Origin of the sequence: Exiguobacterium undae DSM 14481, from assembly GCF_000620805.1 — a bacterium.
Lineage (GTDB): Bacteria > Bacillota > Bacilli > Exiguobacteriales > Exiguobacteriaceae > Exiguobacterium_A > Exiguobacterium_A undae.
On sequence record NZ_KK211187.1, the window covers coordinates 2,671,161 to 2,694,744 of the forward strand.

Below are 23,584 nucleotides of genomic sequence, written 5' to 3' on the forward strand. Positions count from 1 at the left end.
GCAACACATTCGCCCTATTTTTAATCAACGGTCACTGCCGTCGTCTGTTCTACGTAAAACACATAAGGAGGGATTCAGATGAATCATCGTGATGTCGAAAATTTAACCTTTGAATTGCTGGAAACCTGGTCGACGTTTAATCATTATGCCAAAGAAGCACAAACCTTTAAAAATCCGGAGGATGTACACCAGGCCCGGATTCGTCTGCGGAAATTGATTACATTCGCCAAATTACTCGATCAAACGGAAGAACCGATTTATCTCATTTGGAAACGTCTGATGCATGCGTTCGGGCAAGTCCGGGACTTGGACGTCCAATTGAGCCAACAATCCGTCAAATCACCGATTGAACAATTGTTTGCCGAACATCTCGCTTTGCAGTTGCAAGGAAAACGCGCGACATTGATTGAAACGATGCATCTGTTGATTTCAAATGAACTGGATCGTTCGGTCCGCCGCTTCCTGGCAGGTCCTTTGACCAAACAGTTGAAACGCATCCATGAAAAGGAGCTGCTTCAAACTGCTGAAAAACGATTCGATAAAAAGAAATTGAACTATGAAAAAGTCCAACACAAGGAAGGGTCAAAACGGATTCAGATGATGCACGAATTGCGTCTTGCGACGAAGTTCTACAGGTATACGGTAGAATACTTGCGTCCTTACACGGATGTCCAAAAGACCACTGTCGACCGACTTAAACGCATTCAGACTCAACTCGGTGACGTCAACGATACGTACAACCGTTTAGAACGCTGGCGTCTCTTCAGTCCACCGGTCGCGCAAGCGCCGGATCAAGCTAAAGAAGTCGCACGTCTCGAACGAAAGTTAGCGAAGATGCTCGATCAACTCTCGTTCGCTTAAGGATGGCGTTGGACAAGCAGTTCAAGCATTTTTGTTCCGGCGATTGAATTTCCTTTCAAATCCAGTGCCGGTCCGAAGATACCGATGCCAAGATCCGCCATGTCGAAATCACTTCGACCACACGCGACGATTGCGCCGGAGACCCCACTCTTTCCCGGTAATCCGACTTGAACCGAAAATTCACCGGAAGCATCATACATGCCGCAAGTCGTCATGATTGCCCGGATGATCCGCGCATTCCGACGGGAAATGACTTGTCTTCCCGAAGGGGTTTTCCCGGACTGGCTTAAAATCTTGCCCATCATCGCCAGACCCTTACAGTTCGTTAAAATCGCACACTGTTTGGTATACACATCGATGATTTCTTCAACATTTCCTTCAATGACTCCATGATAACGCATAAAGTAGAGCAACGCCCGGTTCAAATCCGTCGTTTCAAATTCAGATTTTGCGACTTCCGCATCATATTTGACCATATCCAGTTCGATGTCGAGCAGGTCGGCAATGAATTGACGCAGTTGATTTAACTTGTCCGCCGCATCTTCTCCCGGCAACATACTCGTGACGGCAAGCGCCCCTGCATTGATCATCGGATTAAGCGGCTTCGTCGGAATCGTCTCCTCGAGTTTCGCAATCGAGTTGAACGCATCGCCGGTCGGTTCCATCCCGACTTTCGAGAACACATAATCCTCGCCGAACGTCTCTAAGACAAAGGCCAGTGTGATGATTTTGGAAACACTTTGTAACGTAAACATCGTTTCCGCATCACCGGCAGACACAAACGTCCCGTCTGCATTACAAACCGCGATTCCGAGCTGTGTCGGTTCCGACTTTGCCAGTTCTGGAATATAACTTGCCACTTGCCCGAGCACCGTATACGGACGGCATTCTGCAATTAATTCTTCTAGTTGTTGTTGCGTTACGTTCATTAAAGTCCCTCTTCCTGTCGTTTTCACTAGCTTATCATGCTTTTTGGAAACGAGATATGACCGTTCTTCTTTTTCAACTGTCGTCGTCAAAAAAAGGGACCACCTCAAAAAGGAAGCACGCGCTTTCCTCAAGTGAGTGATCCCTTCTGAACAAGACAAGGGTGGCAGACTTATCATCTGCCACCCTCGTCTGTGTAGAGATTGACTTGTGAGTCAGCCTCCTGCTTGTAGTCCTTAGCGAATGATCAATTCTGTCCCGTCTGTATCGATTGCGACGTGCGAACCGTCTTGGATCGCTCCACTGATCAAGGCGCGTGCAAGTTTCGTCTCGATCGTCCGTTGAATATAACGGTTGATGGGACGCGCACCATATTGAGGTTCAAAGGCTTCATTGAAAATCAACGTTTTTGCTGCTTCCGTCACATCAATCGTAATCTCACGACCCGACAGACGATCACTCATTTTGCTGACTGCTTTATCAATGATTCGTTCGATTTCCGCCCGGTGAAGCGGATGGAACAGAATCGTATCATCAATCCGGTTTAAGAATTCCGGCCGGAAATAATTTTTCAATTCCTGGCGAACGGCTTCCTCTTCCGCCGCATCGATTTCCCCATCCTTCGCCGCTTCGAGCAAAATGTTCGCGCCGATGTTCGACGTCATGATGACAATCGTATTTTTAAAATCAACGACCCGTCCCTGGGCATCCGTTAAACGGCCGTCGTCCAAGACCTGCAGCAGGATGTTAAAGACGTCGCCGTGTGCTTTCTCAATTTCATCAAACAACAGAACCGAATACGGACTGCGGCGGACGGCTTCCGTCAACTGACCGCCTTCTTCGTAACCGACGTAGCCCGGAGGCGCACCGACGAGACGAGAGACATTGTGTTTTTCCATATACTCCGACATGTCAATCCGGACGATGTGGTCTTCGCTGTCGAACATCGCTGCGGCAAGTGCTTTCGCCAGTTCTGTTTTCCCGACACCGGTCGGACCAAGGAATAAGAAGGAACCGATTGGACGATTCGGGTCCTTGATGCCAGCCCGTGCCCGAATGACGGCGTCCGAGACCAGCCGGACCGCTTCATCCTGACCGAAAACCCGTTCATGAAGCGTCTCTTCCAGATACAACAGCTTTTCTCGTTCCCCTTGTGCCAAACGGGTCACGGGAATCCCTGTCCACTTCGAGACGATATCTGCGATTTCTTCGTCCGTCACCGCCTCACGGACTAATTCATGCGACACATGCTCTGCCGATTCTTCCGCTACTTTCAACTGATTCTCAAGTGCCGGAATCTGACCGTACTTGATTTCAGACGCTGTATTTAAATCATATCGTCCTTCTGCTTCTTGCAGGGCCAATTTCGCCTTTTCGAGATCCGCCCGCAATTGTTGGACATTTTGCGAGCTGTCTTTTTCACGTTGCCAACGTGTCCGGAGTGCACTTTCATCTTCGCGGACAGAACTGAGTTCCTGTTGTAAAATCTCGAGTCGTTTGCGTGAGGCGTCATCGGTTTCTTTTTTCAATGCCGCCTCTTCGATTTCGAGCTGCATCACCCGTCGGACCAACGAGTCGAGTTCTGCCGGCATCGATTCCATATCGGTCCGAATCATCGCACAGGCTTCATCCACAAGATCAATCGCTTTATCCGGCATGAAGCGGTCCGTGATGTAGCGATCTGACAGGATTGCTGCTGCGACGAGGGCATTGTCATGAATCCGGACACCATGGTGAATCTCAAACCGTTCCTTTAAGCCGCGTAAAATCGAAATCGTATCTTCGACATCCGGTTCCGCCACGAGGACTTGTTGGAACCGGCGTTCGAGTGCCGGATCTTTTTCGATGTATTTACGGTACTCATCCAGCGTCGTTGCTCCGATACAATGTAACTCTCCGCGGGCAAGCATCGGTTTTAACATGTTCCCGGCATCCATTGCCCCGTCCGTCTTTCCGGCTCCGACAATCGTATGCAGTTCATCAATGAATAACAGAATTTGACCTTCCGCTTCTTTCACTTCGTTCAGGACGGCCTGCAACCGTTCTTCAAACTCGCCCCGGTATTTGGCACCGGCGACAAGCGTACTCATATCGAGACTGAACAATTGTTTGTTCTTCAGACTTTCCGGCACATCACCCCGGACAATCCGTTGTGCCAGTCCTTCGACGATTGCCGTTTTCCCGACGCCCGGCTCCCCGATCAAGACAGGGTTATTTTTTGTTTTGCGGCTGAGGATGCGGATCACCCGGCGAATCTCATCATCCCGTCCAATGACAGGATCCGTTTTACCCGACCGAAAATCAGCAACAAGGTCGCGGCCGTATTTCTTGAGGACATCAAAGGTCGCTTCCGGATTTTTGGTCGTCACTTTCCGGTTCCCGCGCATCTCGATGATGGCTTCACGAAGCAGCTGTTCCGTCACGCCTTGGCTCCGCAAGTACTGGGTCGCTGGACTGGATTGCTTGATCAGCCCCAGCAGCAAATGTTCAACCGAGACATACTCATCCTGCATCAATCTGGCTTCTGTTTCCGCTTCCGTCAAGACTTGCAACAAGGAGTTGCTGATGCGCGGAGTCGAGGATTGGGCAAGTGCCGGTAATCGCCCGATTGCTTCGTTGATTCCGGTCTCCAACTGATCAATCCGTTGGTCGAGCTTCTCAAAAACGATGCGGGCAATCCCTTCCTCCTGAGAAAGTAAGGCGAGTAAGAGATGCCATTCCGTAATCTCACTGTGTCGACGTTGTTTGGCAATCGCTTGTGCCGATACGATTGCCTCATGCGCGCGATCTGTCAATTTTTCGAAATCCATTTCACGTCACTCCTTCACAGATAAACGATTTTCCCATTCTTCATAAAACGCTGGATCCATTTCCGGAAGTTTTACTTCCAGTTGAACAAGCAAGGCTCCCCGGTGACCCTCTCGATTGCTGAGTCCACGATTCGGAATCCGGAGACGTGCCCCCGGTTTTGTGCCCGGCTTGATTTTCAGCTTCACCCGTTTTCCTTCCAACGTATCCGCTACCACTTCTCCTCCTAGGACAAATACCGTCGGATACACGCGGACGGTTGAGATGACATCCGTTTCCTGCCGGCGGAAATGATCATCATCTTTGAGATGGATCGTCACATACACGTCCCCGGCAACACCTTTTCGATTCCGCATCGAACTTTTTCCGCGCAACCGGACTTTTTTACCGTCATATAAATCTTTTGGAAGACTCATTTGAATCGCACCGGATGCCAAACGAATCGTCACCTTCTCATTCGTGCTGAGATGACTGAGCGGGACGGTCAACTCGAGTTCCTCGTCGGTCGCTTCTTCCTCTTGACTGAAGAAGGAGCCAAACATGTCTTCAAAACCAAACGATTGCCCGGCTGATCCGGTCGGTCGTGATTGACGTCCGTTAAATTGACGGAACAGATCGTCATAATCTGCGGATTGTCCCGCTCCCGCTCCAGCCATCCGTTCGAAGTTACTGCCGTAGCGGTCATATTGTGCCCGTTTTTCTTCGTCCCCGAGGACATCAAACGCTTCTTGAATATCTTTAAACCGTTGATCGGCGCTTGCCTCTTGGTTGACGTCCGGATGAAACTGTTTTGCCAGCTTCCGGTACGCTCGCTTGATTTCCTGGTTCGAGGCTGTCTTCTCGACGCCGAGCGTTCGATAATAATCTTTCGCCACTCTGATCACTCCTTTTACTTTTGTTCTGTATCTTAATTATAGAATTGGTCAGTCCATTGGTCAAATATAGTCAAACTTTTTCAGAACGATTCTTTTGTTCTTTTCACTTTACGGATTTTCCTCAAACAAGTTTCGCTCGGAGAAGCATGATATACTGACAACTATCATTACTAAAAGGAGCGATTAAGACATGGATGGGAAAAAACGAGCCGACGTCAAAATCGGACAAACAGTCAGTATCGTGTTAAAACAGGATCAACGGACAGGCAAACGGACGGAAGGCATCGTCAAAGATTTGTTGACGAAGTCACCGAATCACCCGCACGGTATTAAAGTCCGTCTCGAAGACGGACAAGTCGGTCGGGTTCAAGAAATTTTATAATCATCCGTACACGACACCCTCTACATCAAAGACACCCGTTTTTTGGTCTATCACCAAAAAACGGGTGTCTTTTTCACGGCTCATTCCGCCAGATAACGTTTCGTTGCCTCGATTAAAATCCGGGCGGCATATTGCATCGCCTGTTCTTCAAAATCAAATTTCGGGTGGTGGTGCGGATAAAACGTTTCATCGCCTGCACCGGTAAAGAAAAACGTCCCCGGGACCTGTTGCAAGTAATAGGCGAAGTCTTCTCCACCCATCGTCGGCGCAATCTCAAAGACCTGATCTGCTCCGACGACGTCCGTTGCGACGGCACGAACCAGTTCCGTTTCCACCGGATGATTGACGACCGCCGGATAACCTCTTTCGTATCGGAACGTATACGTTGCCCCTGCCGCGTCACAGACGCCTTTGATCGTCCGCTCCATCTCTTTGACGATCTGATCGGCGACGAGCGGATCAAACGTCCGAATCGTTCCGGTCAATTCCGCACTGTCGGCAATGACGTTAAACGTATTTCCGGCATGAAGGGTGCCGATCGTCAACACAGCTTGTTGCAACGGATCAAGTCGTCGGCTGACGATACTTTGCAGTTCCTTGACGACGGTCGCTCCAAGTACGACGGCATCAATCGTTTCGTGTGGTTTCGCCCCGTGTCCGCCGCGGCCAAACAATGTCAGCTCAAATTTATCAGCTGCCGCCATGACCGGACCGACGCGGTAACCGATGGTACCAAGCTTCGTCGTCGACCAGAGATGTGTCCCGAAAATGACGTCGACGCCGTCTAAACAACCATCGGCAATCATGTCACGCGCTCCACCCGGGACGACTTCTTCCGCGTGTTGATGAATCAACACGACATTTCCCGCCAAGTGTTCTTTTTGACCGACAAGAATTTCCGCAACCGCCAACAACGTGGCCGTATGACCGTCATGACCGCAAGCATGCATGACACCGGGAACCGTCGACCGGTAGTCGACTTCTTTTTCATCTTGAATCGGCAAGGCATCAAAATCAGCCCGCAACGCAACCGTTTTGCCCGGTTGACCACCGCGGATTGTCCCGACGACACCTCGTCCGCCCACTCCGGTTCGGACTTCAATCCCAAGCTCGGTTAATCGTTCGGCAATGAACCGTGGTGTGTCGACTTCATGAAACGACAGTTCCGGATGTTGATGTAAATAACGACGCCGTTCAACCATGACTGGAAATAACTGCTCAACCATCTCTTCCACTGTCTGTTTCATTATGTACGCCTCCTATTTTTTGCTGTGCAACATCTTCACGCTTTCCCGTGTATATTGAAGACGCTCAATCGTATCGTCATAATGTACTGCCGCATAGGACAAGAACAAGACATCAATCGCAAACAACTGTGCCAACCGGGAACTGAGGGCCGCACTGCGTAACGGGGCTTCCGGTGCGCGCGACGTCCATAACGCGATGTCTGCGAGCTGACTGATCCGGTTGTCCCCAAACCGCGTCAAACTGATGACTTTCAAACCGCGAATCTTGGCAAGACGAATCAATTCAACGACTTCTTCCGTTTCCCCGCTGTAAGAAATCGCAAAAAAGACATCCTCCGGACTCGCATTCGCAAGAATCGTCGCAACGAGATGTTGGTCGGATTCTTGAATCGTCAATTTACCGACCCGTGTCCATTTTTGTGCGGCATCTAAGGCGACAACGTTGGAAGCCCCGATTCCATAAAAATAAATGGCCCGTGCCTGATCCAACACTTCCGTCGCTTGCGCAATCCGGTTTTCACTGAGCTGCTTCGCCGTATCCTGCAAGGCTTGGATACTGTTGCTTAATGTCTTTTCCACCAGATCCGCCGGACGTTCATTTTTTTCGATATCGTGATACCCTTTTAAATCCGTCCGTGCCGTATCGGCTGAAATCCGCATCCGCAATTCCGGATATCCTTTTAGACCAAGCGCCCGGCAAAAACGGACGACGGCAGCCGCGCTCGTTCCCGATTCTTCCGCTAAATGATGAATCGTCATTCCCGCAATTTCATTCATATGCGCCAAAACAAAATCAGCGACTTTCCGTGATGAAGAGGGCAACTCTTCGCGGACAGCACTAATCTGTGAAAAAATACCACCTTTCATGCAATTCTCTCCCTTACAATGGATTAAAACAGACGAATTCAGCGTCAATCCGCCTGATCCGCATTATGCTTCTTTTCTATTATGCTCCTCCAAGATAGCTTTCGTAAATCCAAACAAGTCCATCGATGTAATTAAGTAGCAAAAAAGACTCCCGCTTTCGCAAAGAGCCCTTTTTCTAATGCTGAAATCAACGAATTTTGACGATTGGTTTTTTCGTATCCGGCTCGACGAACAGCATCGCTTCCGTATCTCCGTTCAGGTTCGTGACGGTAATCGTCGTCGGGACATTACGATTGTACTCCCAACGGTTTTCCAACAGGTACGTCACGTACTGAATGAACGCCACAAGCTCTGCTTTTCCGTAAAATTGAACCGGAATCTTAATCTCCAGTTTTTTCAGCTCACCTTCTTGGTAAAACCCTTCCCCCATCATGCCGGTGTAGTTCGGGAAGTAGTCTTCCAAACGGTCCTTGAACAGATCAAACTTGGCCGCATCATCGCGGACATCATTGGTTGCAGCACTTGACGGATAGTAATAATACTTTTCATCATAGTTTTTCCAGTCGTTGGCACTGATCTGGTTCCCGCGTCCAATGAAAGCAGACGACAGGTAATGACCGGAAACCGGTGACCCTTCATTTTCTTGCAGGTACAACGCCACATGAATCGGTGTCGTTTTCATGCCTTCTGTTTTTCGCATCTTCTTCACGAGTTCGTTCGCCATCTGTTTCCCTTGCGCGACGACCTTTTTCTCATCCAGCTTGACCGTGTAGGTTGGTCCATAATTCTCATCCTGGAAGACATACTCACTGTTTAAGACGAGAGCGATTGACGTCCCGCCGAGCTCCAGCTTTTTATCTTCTTCCAACATATAGTCTTGCTCGAGGATGTGCGATAGAATCAAAGGAGACTTTTGGTTTTTTTCTTTGTAAGTTTTTCCGGTCGTATACGCCGGGTTTAATCCGTTCGGGTCACTGACTCCGTCTCCGGCTTTCCCTTTGCGCAAAAGCCACTGGGCGATTTGATCCGCTTCCAGCAATTGACCTTCTTGATAATAATATTTTTCCGGATCAAAGAATTGCGTCGAATGCCGCATCAAGCCGGTCTCGATTTCATCCAGCTCAAGGCGCGAGCTGACACGTTTTTGTGTCATACCGCGTGCAACACTTGGTCGAAACGGTAAAACGGTCCGGTAATAAGAATCTGTCGTATCGATCGCCGGACTGACGACGGCCTGGACTTCTTTTCCTTGTTCACTTTCTGTAATGACTTCTGTTGTATCGCTTTTTTGTGATAAGTCAAACGAACACGCACCGAGGAACAATGTACTTGTTAACGTCACTGCCATCATTTTTTTATATTTCATTGATTTACGCACCCCATGTTTTTAAAATCGTTCTCTCTATCATAACAGAATAGTTTTCCATCGGGGAAGGTGTAGTTTTTCCCTGTTTTTCAAAAAAGTACACCCTGCTTTTCAGCAGACGAAAGGATTTTTTTATGAAACGACAAAAAATTTTAGGTCTGCTTCTATTGACCGCTGGTATTTTACTTATCATCTGGCCGCTCTACACCTCGCATCAAAAACAAACTGCCGCTGAAGAACTGAAACAACGTTGGACACAGGATTTGAAAGCCGTCGATGCCAAAGAAACGAAACGACCGGTCGCGACTTCGGGAGCCGGTTTACTGACGATTCCGTCGCTTGATTTTGAGCAGGTCATCTTAGAAGGAGCTTCGACCGACATTCTTGACCAAAGTATCGGGCACATCAAACAGACCGGATCACCGGGTAAAGGAAATTATGCCTTAGCGGGACACCGCAGCTTCACAAAAGGTCTTCACTTCAATCGCTTGCCGGAGTTAAAACAGGGAGCGCACGTCATCGTGACGACAAAAAGTCACCGCTATACGTATAAGATGATGACGTCACAGCTCGTCAAACCAACTGATGTCTCCGTCTTGAATCAAGACGTCAAACAAGCGACCATCACCCTCATCACATGTGACCCGCCGGAAACGGCAACCAATCGTTTGATTAAACAAGGGACTTTGATCAAAACGGAGTCACTGTGATTCATTGTCCACGTTAATACGAAAAGGGACTGACTTTTGAGTCAGTCCCTTGTTTTATTCAGGTCATCCACTTGATCAACCTTGTATTACCCTTCATATTTGGCTAACTCTTCGAGCAATTGCGCTTCATTCCAAATCTCAATTCCTAACGATTCCGCCTTCGTCAGCTTCGAACCGGCCTTCTCTCCTGCCACCAAAATGTCCGTTTTTTTACTGACACTGCCGGTTACGTCTGCCCCGAGCAATTCCAACCGTTTTCCGGCTTCAGAACGTTTCAGCGTTTCGAGTGTGCCCGTCAGGACAATCGTCTTTCCGGCCAGTGGCGCGTTCGACTGGTCGACCCGTTGTCCGAGGAACTGTTGATTAAGTCCCAGTGCAGCCAAATCTTGAATCAAGGCCTGCGCTTCCGGATGCTCAAAATATTTCGTGACCGAATCAGCAATCTTACTGCCGATGCCGTCAATCGCCAGAATATCGTCGTACTCTGCTTGTGCAATACCATCGAGTGTATCAAACCGTTCGGCTAACAAGTAGGCCGCTTTTTGTCCGACCAATCGGATACCAAGACCAAACATCAGCCGTTCCAATGAGTTGTTCTTGGACGCTTCAATCGCCTTCAGTAAATTCTCGACCGAGGTTTCGCCCATCCGCTCATATGTCAACAATTCTTCCCGATCGAGCCGATACAGGTCGGCTAAGGTCCGAATCGCTTCGTTTTCGTACAATTGGCGGACGACCTTCTCGCCCAGTCCATCAATGTTCATCGCTTGTCGCGACACAAAATGAATGATGCCTTCCACCAATTGTGCCGGACATTCCGGACTGACACATCGGATATCCGCTTCGCCCTCGAGGCGAACAAGTTCCGACGCACAAGCCGGACAGTGTGTCGGAAACTCAATCGGTTGTTCGTTCCCTGTCCGTTCTGAGACGACGACACTGACGACCGCTGGAATGACATCGCCGGCTTTTTTGATGATGACTTGATCATGCAGACGAATATCTTTTTCCGTGATGAAATCGGCATTGTGGAGTGTGGCATAACTGACCGTCGAGCCGGCGACGACGACCGGAGCAAAGCGTGCACGCGGCGTGACTTTCCCGGTTCGTCCCACACTGAAATCAACTTCTTCGACCGTCGTCATGACTTCTTCTGCAGCAAATTTATAAGCCGTTGCAAAACGAGGACTTTTCGCTGTGAACCCGAGCTCTTCTTGATCATCGTAGCGGTCAACCTTCAGCACGATCCCATCGATTTCGTACGGAAGTGTTGCCCGTTCCACCGTCCAGTGCTGAATGTAAGCCAAGATATCTTCCACCGTCTCACACGTCTGCATCTCTTTGTTCGTCGGCAGTCCGAGTTCAGCAAGCTGAAGCATCGCTTCACTGTGCGAACGGGCGCTGAGTGTATTGACACCAACACCATACACGAACAACGACAGATTACGGGATGCCGTAATCGACGAGTCGAGCTGGCGTAAACTTCCGGCTGCCGCATTCCGCGGATTGGCGAACAAGGCTTCTTCCCGTTCCGCCCGATCTTGATTCAGGCGTTCGAAAGATTGTTTAGGCATATAAGCTTCACCACGTACCTCGACCGTTTCATTTTGACGTAACCGCAACGGCAAGGCTTTGATTGTCCGCAGATTTTGCGTGATGTTCTCACCGACCGTTCCGTCGCCGCGTGTCGCACCGCGGACGAGACGTCCGTCTTCGTACTTTAAGGAAATCGCCAGACCATCAAACTTTAATTCGGCGACATATGTCGTCGAACGGCCGAGCGACCGTTCAATCCGGGCGACCCACTCGCGAATCTCCGTCTCATCAAATACGTTCCCGAGCGACAACATCGGTAAGTCATGTGTCACCTTCTCGAACGCGTCAAGCGGAGCCGCGCCGACACGTTGTGTCGGCGAATCGGCCGTAATCAGCTCCGGATGTTCGGTTTCAAGCTCCGTCAGTTCATGCAACAGTTGATCGTATGTGCTGTCCGGTACCGTCGGCTGATCTTGGACGTAATATTCATAACTGTACTGGTTCAGTTTCTGGCGCAATTCATCGATTCGTACTTGTCCTGTCATCTTGGTGCCTCCACTCATACCTTTTTGATCGGTGCGAATTTCGCAAGCAATCGTTTGACCCCGACTTCCGGGAAAGCGATGTCGATTTCTAAGCTGTCACCTGATCCGCGTGTCTGAACGACCGTTCCGCGTCCCCATTTCCCGTGTTCCGCCTTGTCCCCGACGTTCCAGCCGAGTGATTCAGCACCGGACGTCTTCATCGCCGTCGGTTTCGTGACCGAACGTCCGATGACGGCTTTTCCTTGCGGTACCGGACGATCTTCCCACGGCAACGGTTTTGGTTTTTTGCCGGTCCGCTCGAGCACTTCCTCCGGTAATTCGGCGAGGAAACGGGATTCGAGGTTGGCATTCGTCCGTCCGTACAGCGAACGCATTCGCGCGTGCGAGAGATACAATCGTTTTTCAGCGCGTGTGATGCCGACATAGGCGAGACGACGCTCCTCTTCCATCTCATCTTCATCCTGCAACGAACGGCTGTGCGGGAACAAGCCTTCTTCCATTCCGATCAGGAAGACGATTGGGAACTCGAGACCTTTGGCCGAGTGTAACGTCATCAACGTCACTTGTTCACCCGGATCACTTTCATCCAGGGAATCGACATCAGCGACCAACGTCAGATCGGTCAGGAAGGCAATGATCGTCTGTTCTTCCGGATCCGCTTGTGCCGTTTCTTTTTCAAAGTTTTGCGCTACCGTGATGAACTCGTTAATGTTCTCGAGACGGCTTTGTGCTTCAAGTGTCTTGTCTTCTTTTAAGACTTGACGGTAGCCGCTCTTCTCAAGCACTTCTTCGACCAGCTCGGATAAGCTGATGAACTCTTGCATCTGTTGCAGACCAAGAATCATCGTCCGGAAGTCCGTCAGTTTGGCTGCCGTTTTCGGGGCGATGCTCGACAATTCGATGTCACGGATTGCTTCCATTAGGGAGACTCCCTGTAAATCCGCGAAATCACGTAATTTATCGATCGTCGTCGCGCCGATTCCGCGCTTCGGTTCATTGACGATGCGGGCAAACGATAAATCTTCGTTCGGATTCGAAATCAGACGCAGATAAGCCAAGACATCCTTGATTTCTTTCCGGTCGTAGAACTTCGTGCCGCCAATCATTTTGTACGGAACATTGGATTTGAGCAACGTTTCCTCAATCGCCCGTGACTGGGCATTGGTCCGGTACAGAATCGCGACATCGTTTAATTTCATCCCGTAACGCAAGGCATTGCGGATTTCCTGAACGATATAGAACGCTTCTTCCCGTTCGTTTTCTGCTGTATGGATCACGAGTTTTTCGCCTTCCGCGTTTTCCGTCCACAGTTTTTTATCTTTACGGGTGCTGTTGTTCTGAATGACGTGGTTCGCCGCGTCCAGAATCCGTTTTGAAGACCGGTAGTTTTGTTCAAGCAGGATGACTTTCGCTGTCGGATAGTCTTCCTCAAACGACAGGATATTGGCGATGTCGGCTCCGCGCCAACGGTAAATCGACTGATCCGAGTCCCCGACGACACATAAGTTCTGGTGCGCCGCTGCGAGCAGATTGACAAGATCATATTGGGCTTTGTTCGTATCCTGATACTCATCAACATGGATGTATTGGAACTTGCGTTGGTAAAACGCCAAAACGTCCGGATTTTGTTTGAACAACTCGGTCGTCTTCCCGATCAAGTCGTCAAAATCCAGCGCGTTATTGCGGCGCAAGACGGCTTCGTACCCTTTGTAGATTTCAGCAACGGTTTTTTCGTACGGGTTCGTGACGATCGAGGCGTAAAACTCCGCGCTCCGCAATTCGTTTTTTTGACTTGAGATGATCGACAACATCGACCGCGGATCCCATTTCTTCGGATCGAGGTTTTGTTCTTTTAACACAAGTTTAAGCGCCGACTGTTGGTCGCTTGAATCGAGAATCGTGAAATTTCGGTTGTAGCCGATTTTTTCGATGTCCCGACGTAACATCCGGACACACATCGAGTGGAAGGTCGACACCCAGATGTCGTTGGCGACACCACCGACGAGCCGGGAAATCCGGTCACGCATCTCGCGTGCCGCTTTGTTCGTAAACGTGATCGCCAAGATGTTCCACGGGGCGACTTGTTTCGCAGCCATCAAATAGGCGACGCGATGCGTCAAAACACGTGTTTTTCCTGATCCTGCTCCCGCCATGATCAGCAGGGGTCCGTCCGTATGTTTGACCGCTTTTGCTTGCTCCGGATTCAGACCGCTGACAAGCTGTTCACTTAAATTAAACATCTAAATAGCCTCATTTCTATATTCCGAACTTTTGTTCTTATATTTTATCGTGTTGCCGTGACTGTCGCAAGTGCTGCTTCCAAATTCTCATAGATGATGTTGCCGACGATGATCGTATCGGCATGTTCCAGCATTTCTTTCGCCCGCTCGCCCGAGTCGATGCCGCCGCCGTAAAACAACCGACCTTGCTTCAGCACGCGTTTGACCGAGGCGACCAGTTTCGGATCACCATAGATCCCGCTGTACTCCAGATAAACGACCGGCATCCGGAACACACTGTCTGCGAGTTGTGCGTAGGCAATGACCGTGTCGTCCGCCAATGGCTTGGCTTGCGTGACACGGGCGACCTTGGCATCAGGATTCAGTACGATATACCCTTCCCCGACAAGATCGGCGTGCGCTAACATATGACCTACTTCCTCCAGTGCCTCGACTTGTTTTTCAATGACGTGCTCAAGCGTTCCGCTGTTGAGGACGCTTGGTGTCAAGTACGTATCGAACCCCATCGTCGCCGCTTCGAGCTCAGATACTTCCAGGGCAACGGCCACCGGGTAACGACGCAATCGCATCAGTAAATCAAGTGTCGCATCGAGCGTGATGTCATCGGTTCCTCCGACGATGATGGCGTCGGTTCCTGACGTGGCAATCGCTTGGAGGGCGTCTTCTTCAATTTCCTTTGCCGGATCGAGCTTAAAGACATGACGCCATTCATTATACGGTAACAACATGTTGGTTCCACCCTCTCTTTTCATTCGCTGTGTCCAGTATAAAACAAAAACCCATCCCGCGCAGCGCGAGATGGGACACACCTTTCAAGTCCGGACTTGGCGTTTCGTCAACAACGCGGCAAGCCCAAAGGCAAGGAAGGCATACAGGACGGCAAACGCCCATGGTTCAGCCAAGAAAAAACCAAGCACCGGCACATCCAGTAACGGGGAGTCCGGCGAACAGAGCGCCCGCCCGTTAACAATCGCCAGAAACGGCAACGCCGGAACCATGAAGATATAACCAAAGTTGATCCAAAATGCACGTTGCATGACGCAACCTCCTTAACCGATGATGACCGATTCTTTTGGATAATTGTAATTCCGTTTCGGCTGGTTGGCTTTGAGCAGGAGCACAAAGGAAATGACACCGATTCGTCCGATGAACATCAAGACGGACAAGGTCCACTTGCCGACATCGGATAATTCACTCGTAATCCCAAGTGACAATCCGGTTGTTCCAAACGCCGAACAGGCTTCAAAAAACAGGACCAGGAACGGGGCATCTTCAAAGATCAATAAGACAATCAATCCGATCATCGTCACGCCGGTCGAGACGACGATGACGACAAACGCTTTCCAAATATCGGACTGTCCGATCTCACGTCCAAAAATCTTAATCCCATACTCTCCGCGGATAAAGGCAACGACACTGAGCACGGCGACGGCAAACGTCGTCGTCCGAATCCCTCCCCCGACGGAGGAAGGCGACGCCCCGATGAACATCAGAATCGATAAAACAAAAATCGAGGCTTGCGAGAAGGTCGTGATGTCGACCGTCGTCAGTCCGCCGTTTCGGGTCGTTACGGATTGGAACAAGGCATCAACCAGCTTTTCACCGACCGGCAACCCTTTAAAGGATTGATTCCATTCAAACAGCAGCAGGCTGGCTGTTCCGAACAGGACCAAAATAAAGAACGTCGAAGCCGTTAATTTCGTGAATAATGAAAAATGGTACGGTTGACGTGTTGATTGGCGTGTCGCCCGGTAAGAGATGTAGCGCCGGACTTCAACCAAAACCGGGAACCCGATCGCCCCGAGCGTCAATAACAGAATCTGCATGAACACGACAAATAAGTCCCCGCGAAACGGCAATAACGATTCTCCGGTAATATCAAACCCGGCATTGGTCGTCGCGCTGACAGAACCAAACAATCCTTGTAACATCGCTTCACCCAGCGTCGGAAAGTACTTCGTATAATACAAGCCTAAAATCAATGCTCCAATGAGTTCAATCGATAGGATGATCAAAATGACTTCGCGAATGTATTTGACAACACCTTGCATCGTCGTCTGGTTTTGGTCACGGACAACAAGTTGCCGTTCCCGGAAACCAATCCGTTTGCCGAGGATAACCCACATCGCGATATGCAACGACATCAAGCCGATCCCGCTGACCTGGACCAAAATCATGATCATAAAGTAACCAAACGTCGTAAACGTATCCGAGACCGAGACCGTCGTCAGACCGGTCACGCTGACACAACTGACAGCCATGAACACAAGGTCCGTAAAGTCCCAATTGTAATCTCCCCGTGTCGACCAGGGCAATCCAAGCATAATGATTCCGATGATGACGGCAACGAAATAAATAATGACGAGTGACTGGATCGGCGTCAGTTTTCGAATAAAATGTTGCATTTTTTGTTGAAACGCTAAATCCATCCGGCTTCGTCCTCCTTCGCAGAAATAGCGGATAACCGGTTAGTTATCCGCTACTTCCTCCTCTACAAGACCTAATCGTGCGAGTGCCAAGTCATAGCCGCCAGAACCGTAGTTCAGACACCGCTTCACACGGGAAATCGTTGCTGTTGAAGCACCTGTTGCTTTTTCAATCTTGTGGTACGTGTTTCCTTCCCGTAACTGCCGGGCGACTTCAAGTCGTTGTGCCAATGCCTGAATCTCATTGACCGTCGCTAAGTCTTCAAACAATGTATAACAATCTTCTAATGAATCCATCTTCATGATGGCCGTAAATAATTGATCAAGTTCTTTTCCACGCAATTTATCGAGTTGCATCATCTGACTCCCTTTCCCATTCATTGCTCTTTAACAGTTTAAAGTGCGACGTTTTAAATTTCAAGCGTCATCGCAAAATTGCCGGGAAAAGTACTTTCTTGCGTAAGACTTCATAAATCCCCTGCGGTGTGATCCGCACATACGGCAAGTGGGTCGAAGCCAGGAACAGCAAGGTATAGATTGGATCTTCAAACTTGTATCCTCGGGCAAACAACGCTTCGCGCAAAGCCGTTTCTTGAGTGATTAAATCTTCGAGCGGCAAATCGGACGTTTGGCCCATCAACGTTAAAGGAATTTCCGCAATCACTTCGCCGTCATCGACGAGAACGACGCCACCGCCAAACGATTTCATCCGTTCAAAGGCAATCTGCATGTCCCGTTTGGATTTTCCAATCAACAAGATATCGCCGCTGATCGAATACGAGCTGACGAGTCCACCGACGTGGGTCGCAAAGTTTTTTAAGACGGTGTTCAGACGCCATTTCCCTTCGCGGTCAACCAGCATCAAAAACGACTCCGCACATCCGTCCGGTAACACTTGCATGCTCGTATCATGTTCAATCTGATACAGCTTCATGATGACGGAATTGACCATTTCCAGTCCGACCGGCATGCTGAAGGAAAAGTCATGTTCCGTCAGTTCAATCCCGATTTCAGACTTCTGCATCAAGTCAAGCGCATGATCCATCGCTTCGACCGGGTAACACGGGATATCGTTTTTCCGGACCCATGTTCCTCGTGCCAAGACATCGACCGGTGTCGGTTGGTCTTTTGCTTCCAAGATGTTCAGGTGGGCAATCCGTCCCGGTGCGATGCTGCCGAGCAGATGATCCAGGTTAAAGTGACGTGCCGCATTATAAGAGGCAATCCGGTACGCTTCTTCCGGAGCAATCCCTGCAGCCAGCATCAACCGAATCGTCTCATCCATCAGACCGGCTTTATAAAAGGAAGGGGTCGATCCATCTGTCGTCACGAGCACCTTCTCGTAGTTCTGTAATCCCGCTTCAACGAGTCCCGCAAAAATATCCGGTAAGTCGGGACGAATCGACGAGTAACGGATGGTCGTCGTATAGCCGAGCTCGAGCCGCATCAATGCTTCTTCGACCGTCATCGCTTCGTGGTCGCTCGTCACGCCGTATAATGCCATCTTCGTCAACGTTTTCGCGGAGGCTCCCGGAAAATGTCCTTCGATCGGTTTTCCGAGCTTCATCGCATCCTGCATCCATTGCAACAACTCGTCATCACCTTGCGAAAGACGCGGCCAGCCGGTCAGTTCGCCGGCTTGAATGACTTGGGGATGCTTCAGCCAAGCTTGAATCCGCCGGTTGTCAATCGTGATGCTGTCGGCGTCGAGTTCCGTCTGGGCATCGAGTCGTGCCCACCAATACATCGAGGTCGGCAGATCCGCTAATGCTTCGACTTGCGCAAACGCTTGCTCCACCGGCTCTAACAAAAGAAGCATATTGTCATTCACAAGTGTCGTCGTGCCGCGTTCCGCCGCAAACTTCGCAAGCGTCGCCGGGTTATAGAGTTGGAACGGGTGCGCGTGCGGTTCGATGTAGCCCGGGACGATGAATTTCCCGGCAGCATCGTACACTTCGTCCGCCGTTTCCGGCATGTCCGGTCCGACGTAGATGATCCGGTCGCCGCTGATCCAAATGTTCGCTGTCCGCCATGCTTTGAGTCCTTGATTTAAGTACGTCGCATTTTCAATCACGAGTGTAGGCGCAAGCTTTCCATTGATGACCGCTTGATGGGTCCGGACTTCTGTTTTCGTCCATGGGGACCGTCCACAATTTTTTTTCATGAAAGCTCGACCTCCTTTTTATCTGAAAACGCTTTCTTATAGTTCTTATACTAAAATGTTACCGGAAAAGTTTCAAGCTTATTCGTCGTCAATTCGACTCATTTCGCCAAAATAACACAAAACCGCCACGGAAGACAAGCGTCTTTCGTCGCCGGATACAAAAAAAGCCGGTCCCTCACAATCATGTGAGCGCACCGGCTTATTGCCGTTATAAAATCAGATCGTTCGAAATGCTTTTTTGGCGATATCCGTCCGGTAAAAGAAGCCGGTCCGGTCAAATGATTCGAGTCCGCTGTAGATCGTCGACACTGCCTCTTCCGTGTTCGCCGCTTTCGCGACACAAACGAGGACGCGTCCTCCTGCAGATAACACCGTCTCATGTTCACCGGCGACGGTTCCGGCATGAAAGACAAGGACATCGGAACCAATCGTATCCGTCCGGACCAGATGGCCCGTTGTCGGCTGTTCCGGATATCCATTCGCCGCGATGACGACACCGACGACGGCTTCATCCGACCAGACGACTTCGGGAACGTCGCCTTCCATCAAGGGGATGATGACATCCAGCAGTTCGGTTTCGAGGCGGGGCAAAATCACTTCCGTCTCCGGATCGCCGAAGCGCGCATTAAACTCAATCACGGACGGTCCACGGTCGGTCAACATCAGACCGGCGTATAGAAAACCGGTAAACGGAATCCCTTCACTCGCCATCTGTTCGACGAGCGGTCGGAGAACTCGTTGCATCGCTTCCTGTGTTACCGCCTGTTCATCAAACTGTGGTAACGGACTGTAAGCGCCCATACCACCCGTGTTCGGACCAAGATCACCATCAAAGACCCGCTTGTGGTCTTGCGACAAGACCATCGGAATGACGGTTTCTTCGTGCACGAAAGCCATCAGCGAACATTCCTCTCCGACAAGACACTCTTCGATCACGACACTGCTCTGCTCCCCGAAATCACCGGCAAAAATTTCGTCGACAGCTTGGATGGCTTGTTCCGTCGTCGCAGCGACGGTCACACCTTTCCCAGCTGCCAGACCATCTGCTTTGATGACGATCGGTGCTCCTTGCGCCCGAATGTAAGCATTCGCTTCGACCGCGGAAGTAAAGACCGCATGGTCAGCCGTCGGAATCCCGGCCCGGTCCATCAAGGCTTTCGCAAATTGTTTACTGCCTTCAATCGCCGCCGCTTCACGGGACGGTCCAAAGATCTTTAATCCGGCTGCTTGGAACGCATTGACGATTCCGAGGACAAGCGGTCCTTCGGGTCCGACGATCGTCCAATCAATCTGCTCGTCACGGGCGAACTGAACCAATTCCCCAATGGCGTCTTCCCGAATCGGGACACAAACAGCTTCCGTCATCCCGACGTTTCCAGGTGCTGCATAAATCGTATCAATCCGGACATCTTGTGCCAGTTTCCAAACGAGCGCATGCTCGCGTCCACCTTTACCGACTACTAATACTTTCACTCGGACCGCCTCCGCTTAGTGTTTAAAATGACGAACGTTCGTAAAGATCATCGTGATGCCGTGTTTGTTACACGCATCAATGGATTCTTGGTCACGAATCGATCCACCCGGTTGGATGATCGCCGTGATGCCTGCCGCTGCCGCTGCTTCGACCGTATCCCCCATTGGGAAGAAGGCGTCTGATCCCATTGCGGCACCAATCGCTTTCTCACCGGCTTGGGTAATCGCGATATTCGCTGAACCAACACGGTTCATCTGTCCGGCGCCGACGCCGACCGTCACTTCGTCTTTCGCAATGACGATGGCGTTCGATTTGACGTGTTTGACCGCACGCCAAGCGAGTTTTAAGTCTTCCCATTCAGCTGCCGTCGGTTTCCGGTCCGTTACGACACGTGCTGACGCATCATCGAGTGTCTCATCGTCACTGTCTTGCACAAGCATGCCGCCGGCGACTGCCGTATAACGAATCGCTTGGACACGTTTGACATCCAGTTCGAGTAACCGAAGATTTTTCTTCGCTGCAAGCAACGTAAACGCGTCTTCCGTAAAGGAAGGAGCGATGATAATTTCGAGGAAGATTCCGCTTAACTGTTCTGCTGTTGCGAGATCGACTTCGCGGTTCAAGGCCACAATCCCACCGAAGATGGAGACAGGATCGGCGGCGTGCGCCCGGCGGAAGGCTTCGTCGATTGTCGGACCAACCGCGACGCCACATGGATTCATGTGTTTGACGACGACGGCTGCCGCTTCGCGGAACTCATCGAGAATCTCAAGCGCTGCATTGGCATCCTGAATATTGTTGTAGGACAATTCTTTGCCGTGGAGTTGCTTCGCGGAAGCGAGTGATGCCCCGCGGTAAATCGGTGTTTTGTAAAAGGCGGCTTCCTGGTGTGGATTTTCTCCATAGCGCAGATCCTGAACCTTCTCTAGCGTGATCGTCAACTGATCCGGGAACTTTTCGCCTGTCTGCGTCAAGAAGTAGTCCGCAATCAAGGCATCGTAAGCCGCTGTATGGCGGAACGCTTTTGCTGCCAGCTTTTGGCGTGTTTCGAACGTCGTTCCACCAAGATGAATCTCGTTGATGACATCTGCGTAATCTGCCGGATCAACGATGACCGTCACCGCCGCATGATTTTTCGCGGCAGACCGGATCATGCTCGGTCCACCGATATCGATGTTTTCAATCGCATCGGCGTACGAGACGTCTTCTTGCATGACCGTTTCTTTGAACGGATAGAGATTGACGACAACAAAATCAATCGGTTCGATCTGTTGTTCTGCCATCTGTTCCCGGTGGCTCTCGAGATCACGTCGTCCAAGCAGTCCACCATGGACCATCGGATGAAGGGTCTTGACCCGTCCGTCCAGCATCTCTGGAAACTGTGTGACTTCACTGATACCAATGACCGGAAGTCCTGCTGCCTCAAGGGCTTGATGTGTCCCACCTGTCGAAACGAGTTCAATCCCTGCCTGATGCATCGCCTGTCCTAATTCCACGATGCCGGTTTTGTCTGATACACTGATTAACGCTCTCATACGTTTGCCTCCTCTTTCATCCACTCTTCGATGACTTGCGGGTACAGTTTATGCTCGACTTGCTGAATCGCCTGTTGCAGCGTTTCCCGTGTCATATCCTCTGTGATCCGGACCGCTTCTTGTGCAATGATCGGTCCTGTGTCCATCCCTTCATCGACTATATGAATTGTAACACCTGTGATTTTGACTCCGCCACGAAATGCTTGCCCGATCGCATCTTTTCCGGGAAAAGCCGGCAACAACGACGGGTGGATGTTGACGATTCGTCCGGCGTAGTGGGCCAGCAGGACATCCCCGATCAACCTCATATACCCCGCCAGGATGATCCGCTCCACATGTCGCCGCTCCAACTCGGCGACGATTTCCCGCTCGAACGTTGGTTTATCCGGATACTCCTTGGCTGTAAACACGAACACATCACAGTTACGTGCGCGTGCCCGTTCAATCACTTTCGCTTGTTTTTGATCACAGACGACGAGTTCAATCGTAGCCTGCAGACGTCCTTCTTCAATCGCTTCGAACAATGCTTCGACATTACTGCCACTTCCCGAGGCAAAACAGGCGATTTTCATTGATCGACTCCATGGATGCGGACGCCCGGCTCATCCGTGACTGTCCCAATCGTATAGACTGTCTCATTTTCACGGGCAAGGCGTGCCGTGACGGCATCGACATCTTCCGGTTTAACGATCATCATGTAACCGATGCCCATGTTGAAGACATTGTACATATCGTGACGTGGCACGTTTCCGGCTTGTTCGAGCCAATCGAAGACCGGCAACGTCGGCCATTTTTTCGGATCAAACGTCGCACCGCATCCTTCAGGAAGAACACGTGGAACGTTTTCGTAAAAACCGCCGCCGGTAATATGGACCATCGCCTGAATTTTTTCTGTTTCGAGGGCCGCTTTGACCGCTTCGACGTAAATCCGCGTCGGCATCAGCAACGTATTGCCGATCGTACTGCCGAACATCATCAACTCATCTTCGTACCGCAGACCGCTTTCGGCGACGATCTTCCGGACAAGTGAGAAACCGTTCGAATGGACACCCGACGAAGCGAGACCTAAGATGACGTCTCCCGGTTGAACGTGTTCTCCTGTGATCAATTTTTGTTTTTCGACGGCACCGACCGCGAATCCGGCGATATCGTATTCACCGTCTGCATACATCCCCGGCATTTCTGCCGTTTCCCCGCCGATCAATGTACAACCGGACTGGACACAACCTTCGGCAACGCCGGCGACGATCCGTTCAATTTTAGCGGGGACTGCTTTCCCTAGGGCGATGTAATCGAGGAAATAGAGCGGTTCCGCCCCTTGGACGATGATGTCGTTGACACACATCGCAACACAATCAATTCCGATTGTATCGTGCTGGTCGAGGGCGAAGGCAAGCTTCAGCTTCGTCCCGACGCCGTCCGTACCGCTGACGAGGACCGGTTCTTTCAGATTCAATTGACTGAGGTCGAACATTGCACCGAAACTGCCGAGTCCCGTCATGACTTCTTTGCGCATCGAGCGGGCCACGTGTTTTTTCATTCGAGAAACGGATTCGTATCCTGCCGTCAGGCTGACACCTGCTGCTTCGTATTGTTTACTCATGCTTTGTTCCCCCATCTG

General features: G+C 50.6%; 20 protein-coding genes. 3 read left to right on the plus strand and 17 right to left on the minus strand.

Annotated features, from left to right (window positions below; all coding sequences use genetic code 11):
• The first annotated feature begins 78 nt into the window (after positions 1–78).
• The gene (locus P397_RS0114590) at positions 79–861 is read left to right on the plus strand and encodes a CHAD domain-containing protein (RefSeq protein ID WP_028106979.1); all 783 of its coding nucleotides are present in this window, start codon (positions 79–81) and stop codon (positions 859–861) included.
• Here the strand turns inward: P397_RS0114590 and glsA are convergent.
• The 3 genes from glsA to P397_RS0114605 all read right to left on the minus strand — a co-directional run bounded on the left by glsA (position 858) and on the right by P397_RS0114605 (position 5,471).
• Entirely contained in the window at positions 858–1,790 is a 933-nt protein-coding gene (gene glsA, locus P397_RS0114595) for a glutaminase A (RefSeq protein ID WP_026833950.1), read from the minus strand. The two genes, P397_RS0114590 and glsA, sit on opposite strands and share 4 nt — an antisense overlap.
• A gap of 234 nt (positions 1,791–2,024) precedes the next feature.
• On the minus strand, positions 2,025–4,598 hold the full coding sequence (gene clpB / locus P397_RS0114600; protein WP_028106980.1) for an ATP-dependent chaperone ClpB: 2,574 nt from the start codon (positions 4,596–4,598) through the stop codon (positions 2,025–2,027).
• 6 nt (positions 4,599–4,604) lie between these two features.
• A complete protein-coding gene (locus P397_RS0114605) occupies positions 4,605–5,471 on the minus strand; it encodes a DnaJ C-terminal domain-containing protein (RefSeq protein WP_026833952.1) in 867 nt (288 codons plus the stop codon).
• A gap of 190 nt (positions 5,472–5,661) precedes the next feature.
• Between P397_RS0114605 and P397_RS0114610 the strand changes: the two genes are divergently transcribed.
• Positions 5,662–5,853, plus strand: a complete 192-nt coding sequence (locus P397_RS0114610; protein WP_026833953.1) for a YwbE family protein — start codon at positions 5,662–5,664, stop codon at positions 5,851–5,853.
• Between the two features lie 80 nt (positions 5,854–5,933).
• Here P397_RS0114610 and P397_RS0114615 read toward each other — a convergent pair whose 3' ends face one another.
• The 3 genes from P397_RS0114615 to P397_RS0114625 all read right to left on the minus strand — a co-directional run bounded on the left by P397_RS0114615 (position 5,934) and on the right by P397_RS0114625 (position 9,333).
• A complete protein-coding gene (locus tag P397_RS0114615) occupies positions 5,934–7,100 on the minus strand; it encodes an amidohydrolase (RefSeq protein WP_028106981.1) in 1,167 nt (388 codons plus the stop codon).
• A gap of 12 nt (positions 7,101–7,112) precedes the next feature.
• Entirely contained in the window at positions 7,113–7,967 is an 855-nt protein-coding gene (locus P397_RS0114620) for a MurR/RpiR family transcriptional regulator (protein WP_028106982.1), read from the minus strand.
• A 187-nt stretch (positions 7,968–8,154) separates the two neighbouring features.
• On the minus strand, positions 8,155–9,333 hold the full coding sequence (locus P397_RS0114625) for a CamS family sex pheromone protein (protein WP_028106983.1): 1,179 nt from the start codon (positions 9,331–9,333) through the stop codon (positions 8,155–8,157).
• Between the two features lie 134 nt (positions 9,334–9,467).
• Between P397_RS0114625 and P397_RS0114630 the strand changes: the two genes are divergently transcribed.
• Complete coding sequence (locus P397_RS0114630) at positions 9,468–10,043, plus strand: class D sortase (protein ID WP_028106984.1); 576 nt, start codon at positions 9,468–9,470, stop codon at positions 10,041–10,043.
• A gap of 86 nt (positions 10,044–10,129) precedes the next feature.
• Here P397_RS0114630 and ligA read toward each other — a convergent pair whose 3' ends face one another.
• The 11 genes from ligA to purM form a co-directional block, all read right to left on the minus strand.
• Positions 10,130–12,124, minus strand: coding sequence for an NAD-dependent DNA ligase LigA (ligA, locus tag P397_RS0114635; protein ID WP_028106985.1), 1,995 nt, complete (start codon positions 12,122–12,124; stop codon positions 10,130–10,132).
• Positions 12,125–12,138: 14 nt separating this feature from the next.
• The gene (gene pcrA, locus P397_RS0114640) at positions 12,139–14,364 is read right to left on the minus strand and encodes a DNA helicase PcrA (protein ID WP_026833959.1); all 2,226 of its coding nucleotides are present in this window, start codon (positions 14,362–14,364) and stop codon (positions 12,139–12,141) included.
• A gap of 44 nt (positions 14,365–14,408) precedes the next feature.
• Positions 14,409–15,092 carry a heptaprenylglyceryl phosphate synthase gene (gene pcrB, locus P397_RS0114645; RefSeq protein ID WP_028106986.1) on the minus strand — a complete coding sequence of 228 codons (684 nt, stop codon included), beginning with the start codon at positions 15,090–15,092 and terminating at the stop codon, positions 14,409–14,411.
• A gap of 84 nt (positions 15,093–15,176) precedes the next feature.
• Complete coding sequence (locus P397_RS0114650; RefSeq protein ID WP_028106987.1) at positions 15,177–15,401, minus strand: hypothetical protein; 225 nt, start codon at positions 15,399–15,401, stop codon at positions 15,177–15,179.
• A 12-nt stretch (positions 15,402–15,413) separates the two neighbouring features.
• Entirely contained in the window at positions 15,414–16,793 is a 1,380-nt protein-coding gene (locus P397_RS0114655) for a TrkH family potassium uptake protein (RefSeq protein WP_028106988.1), read from the minus strand.
• A 39-nt stretch (positions 16,794–16,832) separates the two neighbouring features.
• Positions 16,833–17,147, minus strand: a complete 315-nt coding sequence (locus P397_RS0114660) for a YerC/YecD family TrpR-related protein (RefSeq protein WP_012369366.1) — start codon at positions 17,145–17,147, stop codon at positions 16,833–16,835.
• Between the two features lie 67 nt (positions 17,148–17,214).
• Positions 17,215–18,954 (minus strand): adenine deaminase C-terminal domain-containing protein, encoded by a 1,740-nt coding sequence (locus P397_RS0114665; RefSeq protein ID WP_028106989.1) that lies wholly within the window; start codon positions 18,952–18,954, stop codon positions 17,215–17,217.
• Between the two features lie 216 nt (positions 18,955–19,170).
• Complete coding sequence (gene purD, locus P397_RS0114670; RefSeq protein ID WP_028106990.1) at positions 19,171–20,427, minus strand: phosphoribosylamine--glycine ligase; 1,257 nt, start codon at positions 20,425–20,427, stop codon at positions 19,171–19,173.
• Between the two features lie 15 nt (positions 20,428–20,442).
• A complete protein-coding gene (purH, locus tag P397_RS0114675) occupies positions 20,443–21,963 on the minus strand; it encodes a bifunctional phosphoribosylaminoimidazolecarboxamide formyltransferase/IMP cyclohydrolase (protein ID WP_028106991.1) in 1,521 nt (506 codons plus the stop codon).
• The gene (purN, locus tag P397_RS0114680) at positions 21,960–22,535 is read right to left on the minus strand and encodes a phosphoribosylglycinamide formyltransferase (RefSeq protein WP_026833965.1); all 576 of its coding nucleotides are present in this window, start codon (positions 22,533–22,535) and stop codon (positions 21,960–21,962) included. The genes purH and purN overlap by 4 nt, the downstream gene beginning before the upstream one ends.
• Entirely contained in the window at positions 22,532–23,566 is a 1,035-nt protein-coding gene (gene purM, locus P397_RS0114685) for a phosphoribosylformylglycinamidine cyclo-ligase (protein ID WP_028106992.1), read from the minus strand. Before purM ends, purN begins: the two co-directional genes overlap by 4 nt.
• Between the last annotated feature and the right edge of the window lie 18 nt (positions 23,567–23,584).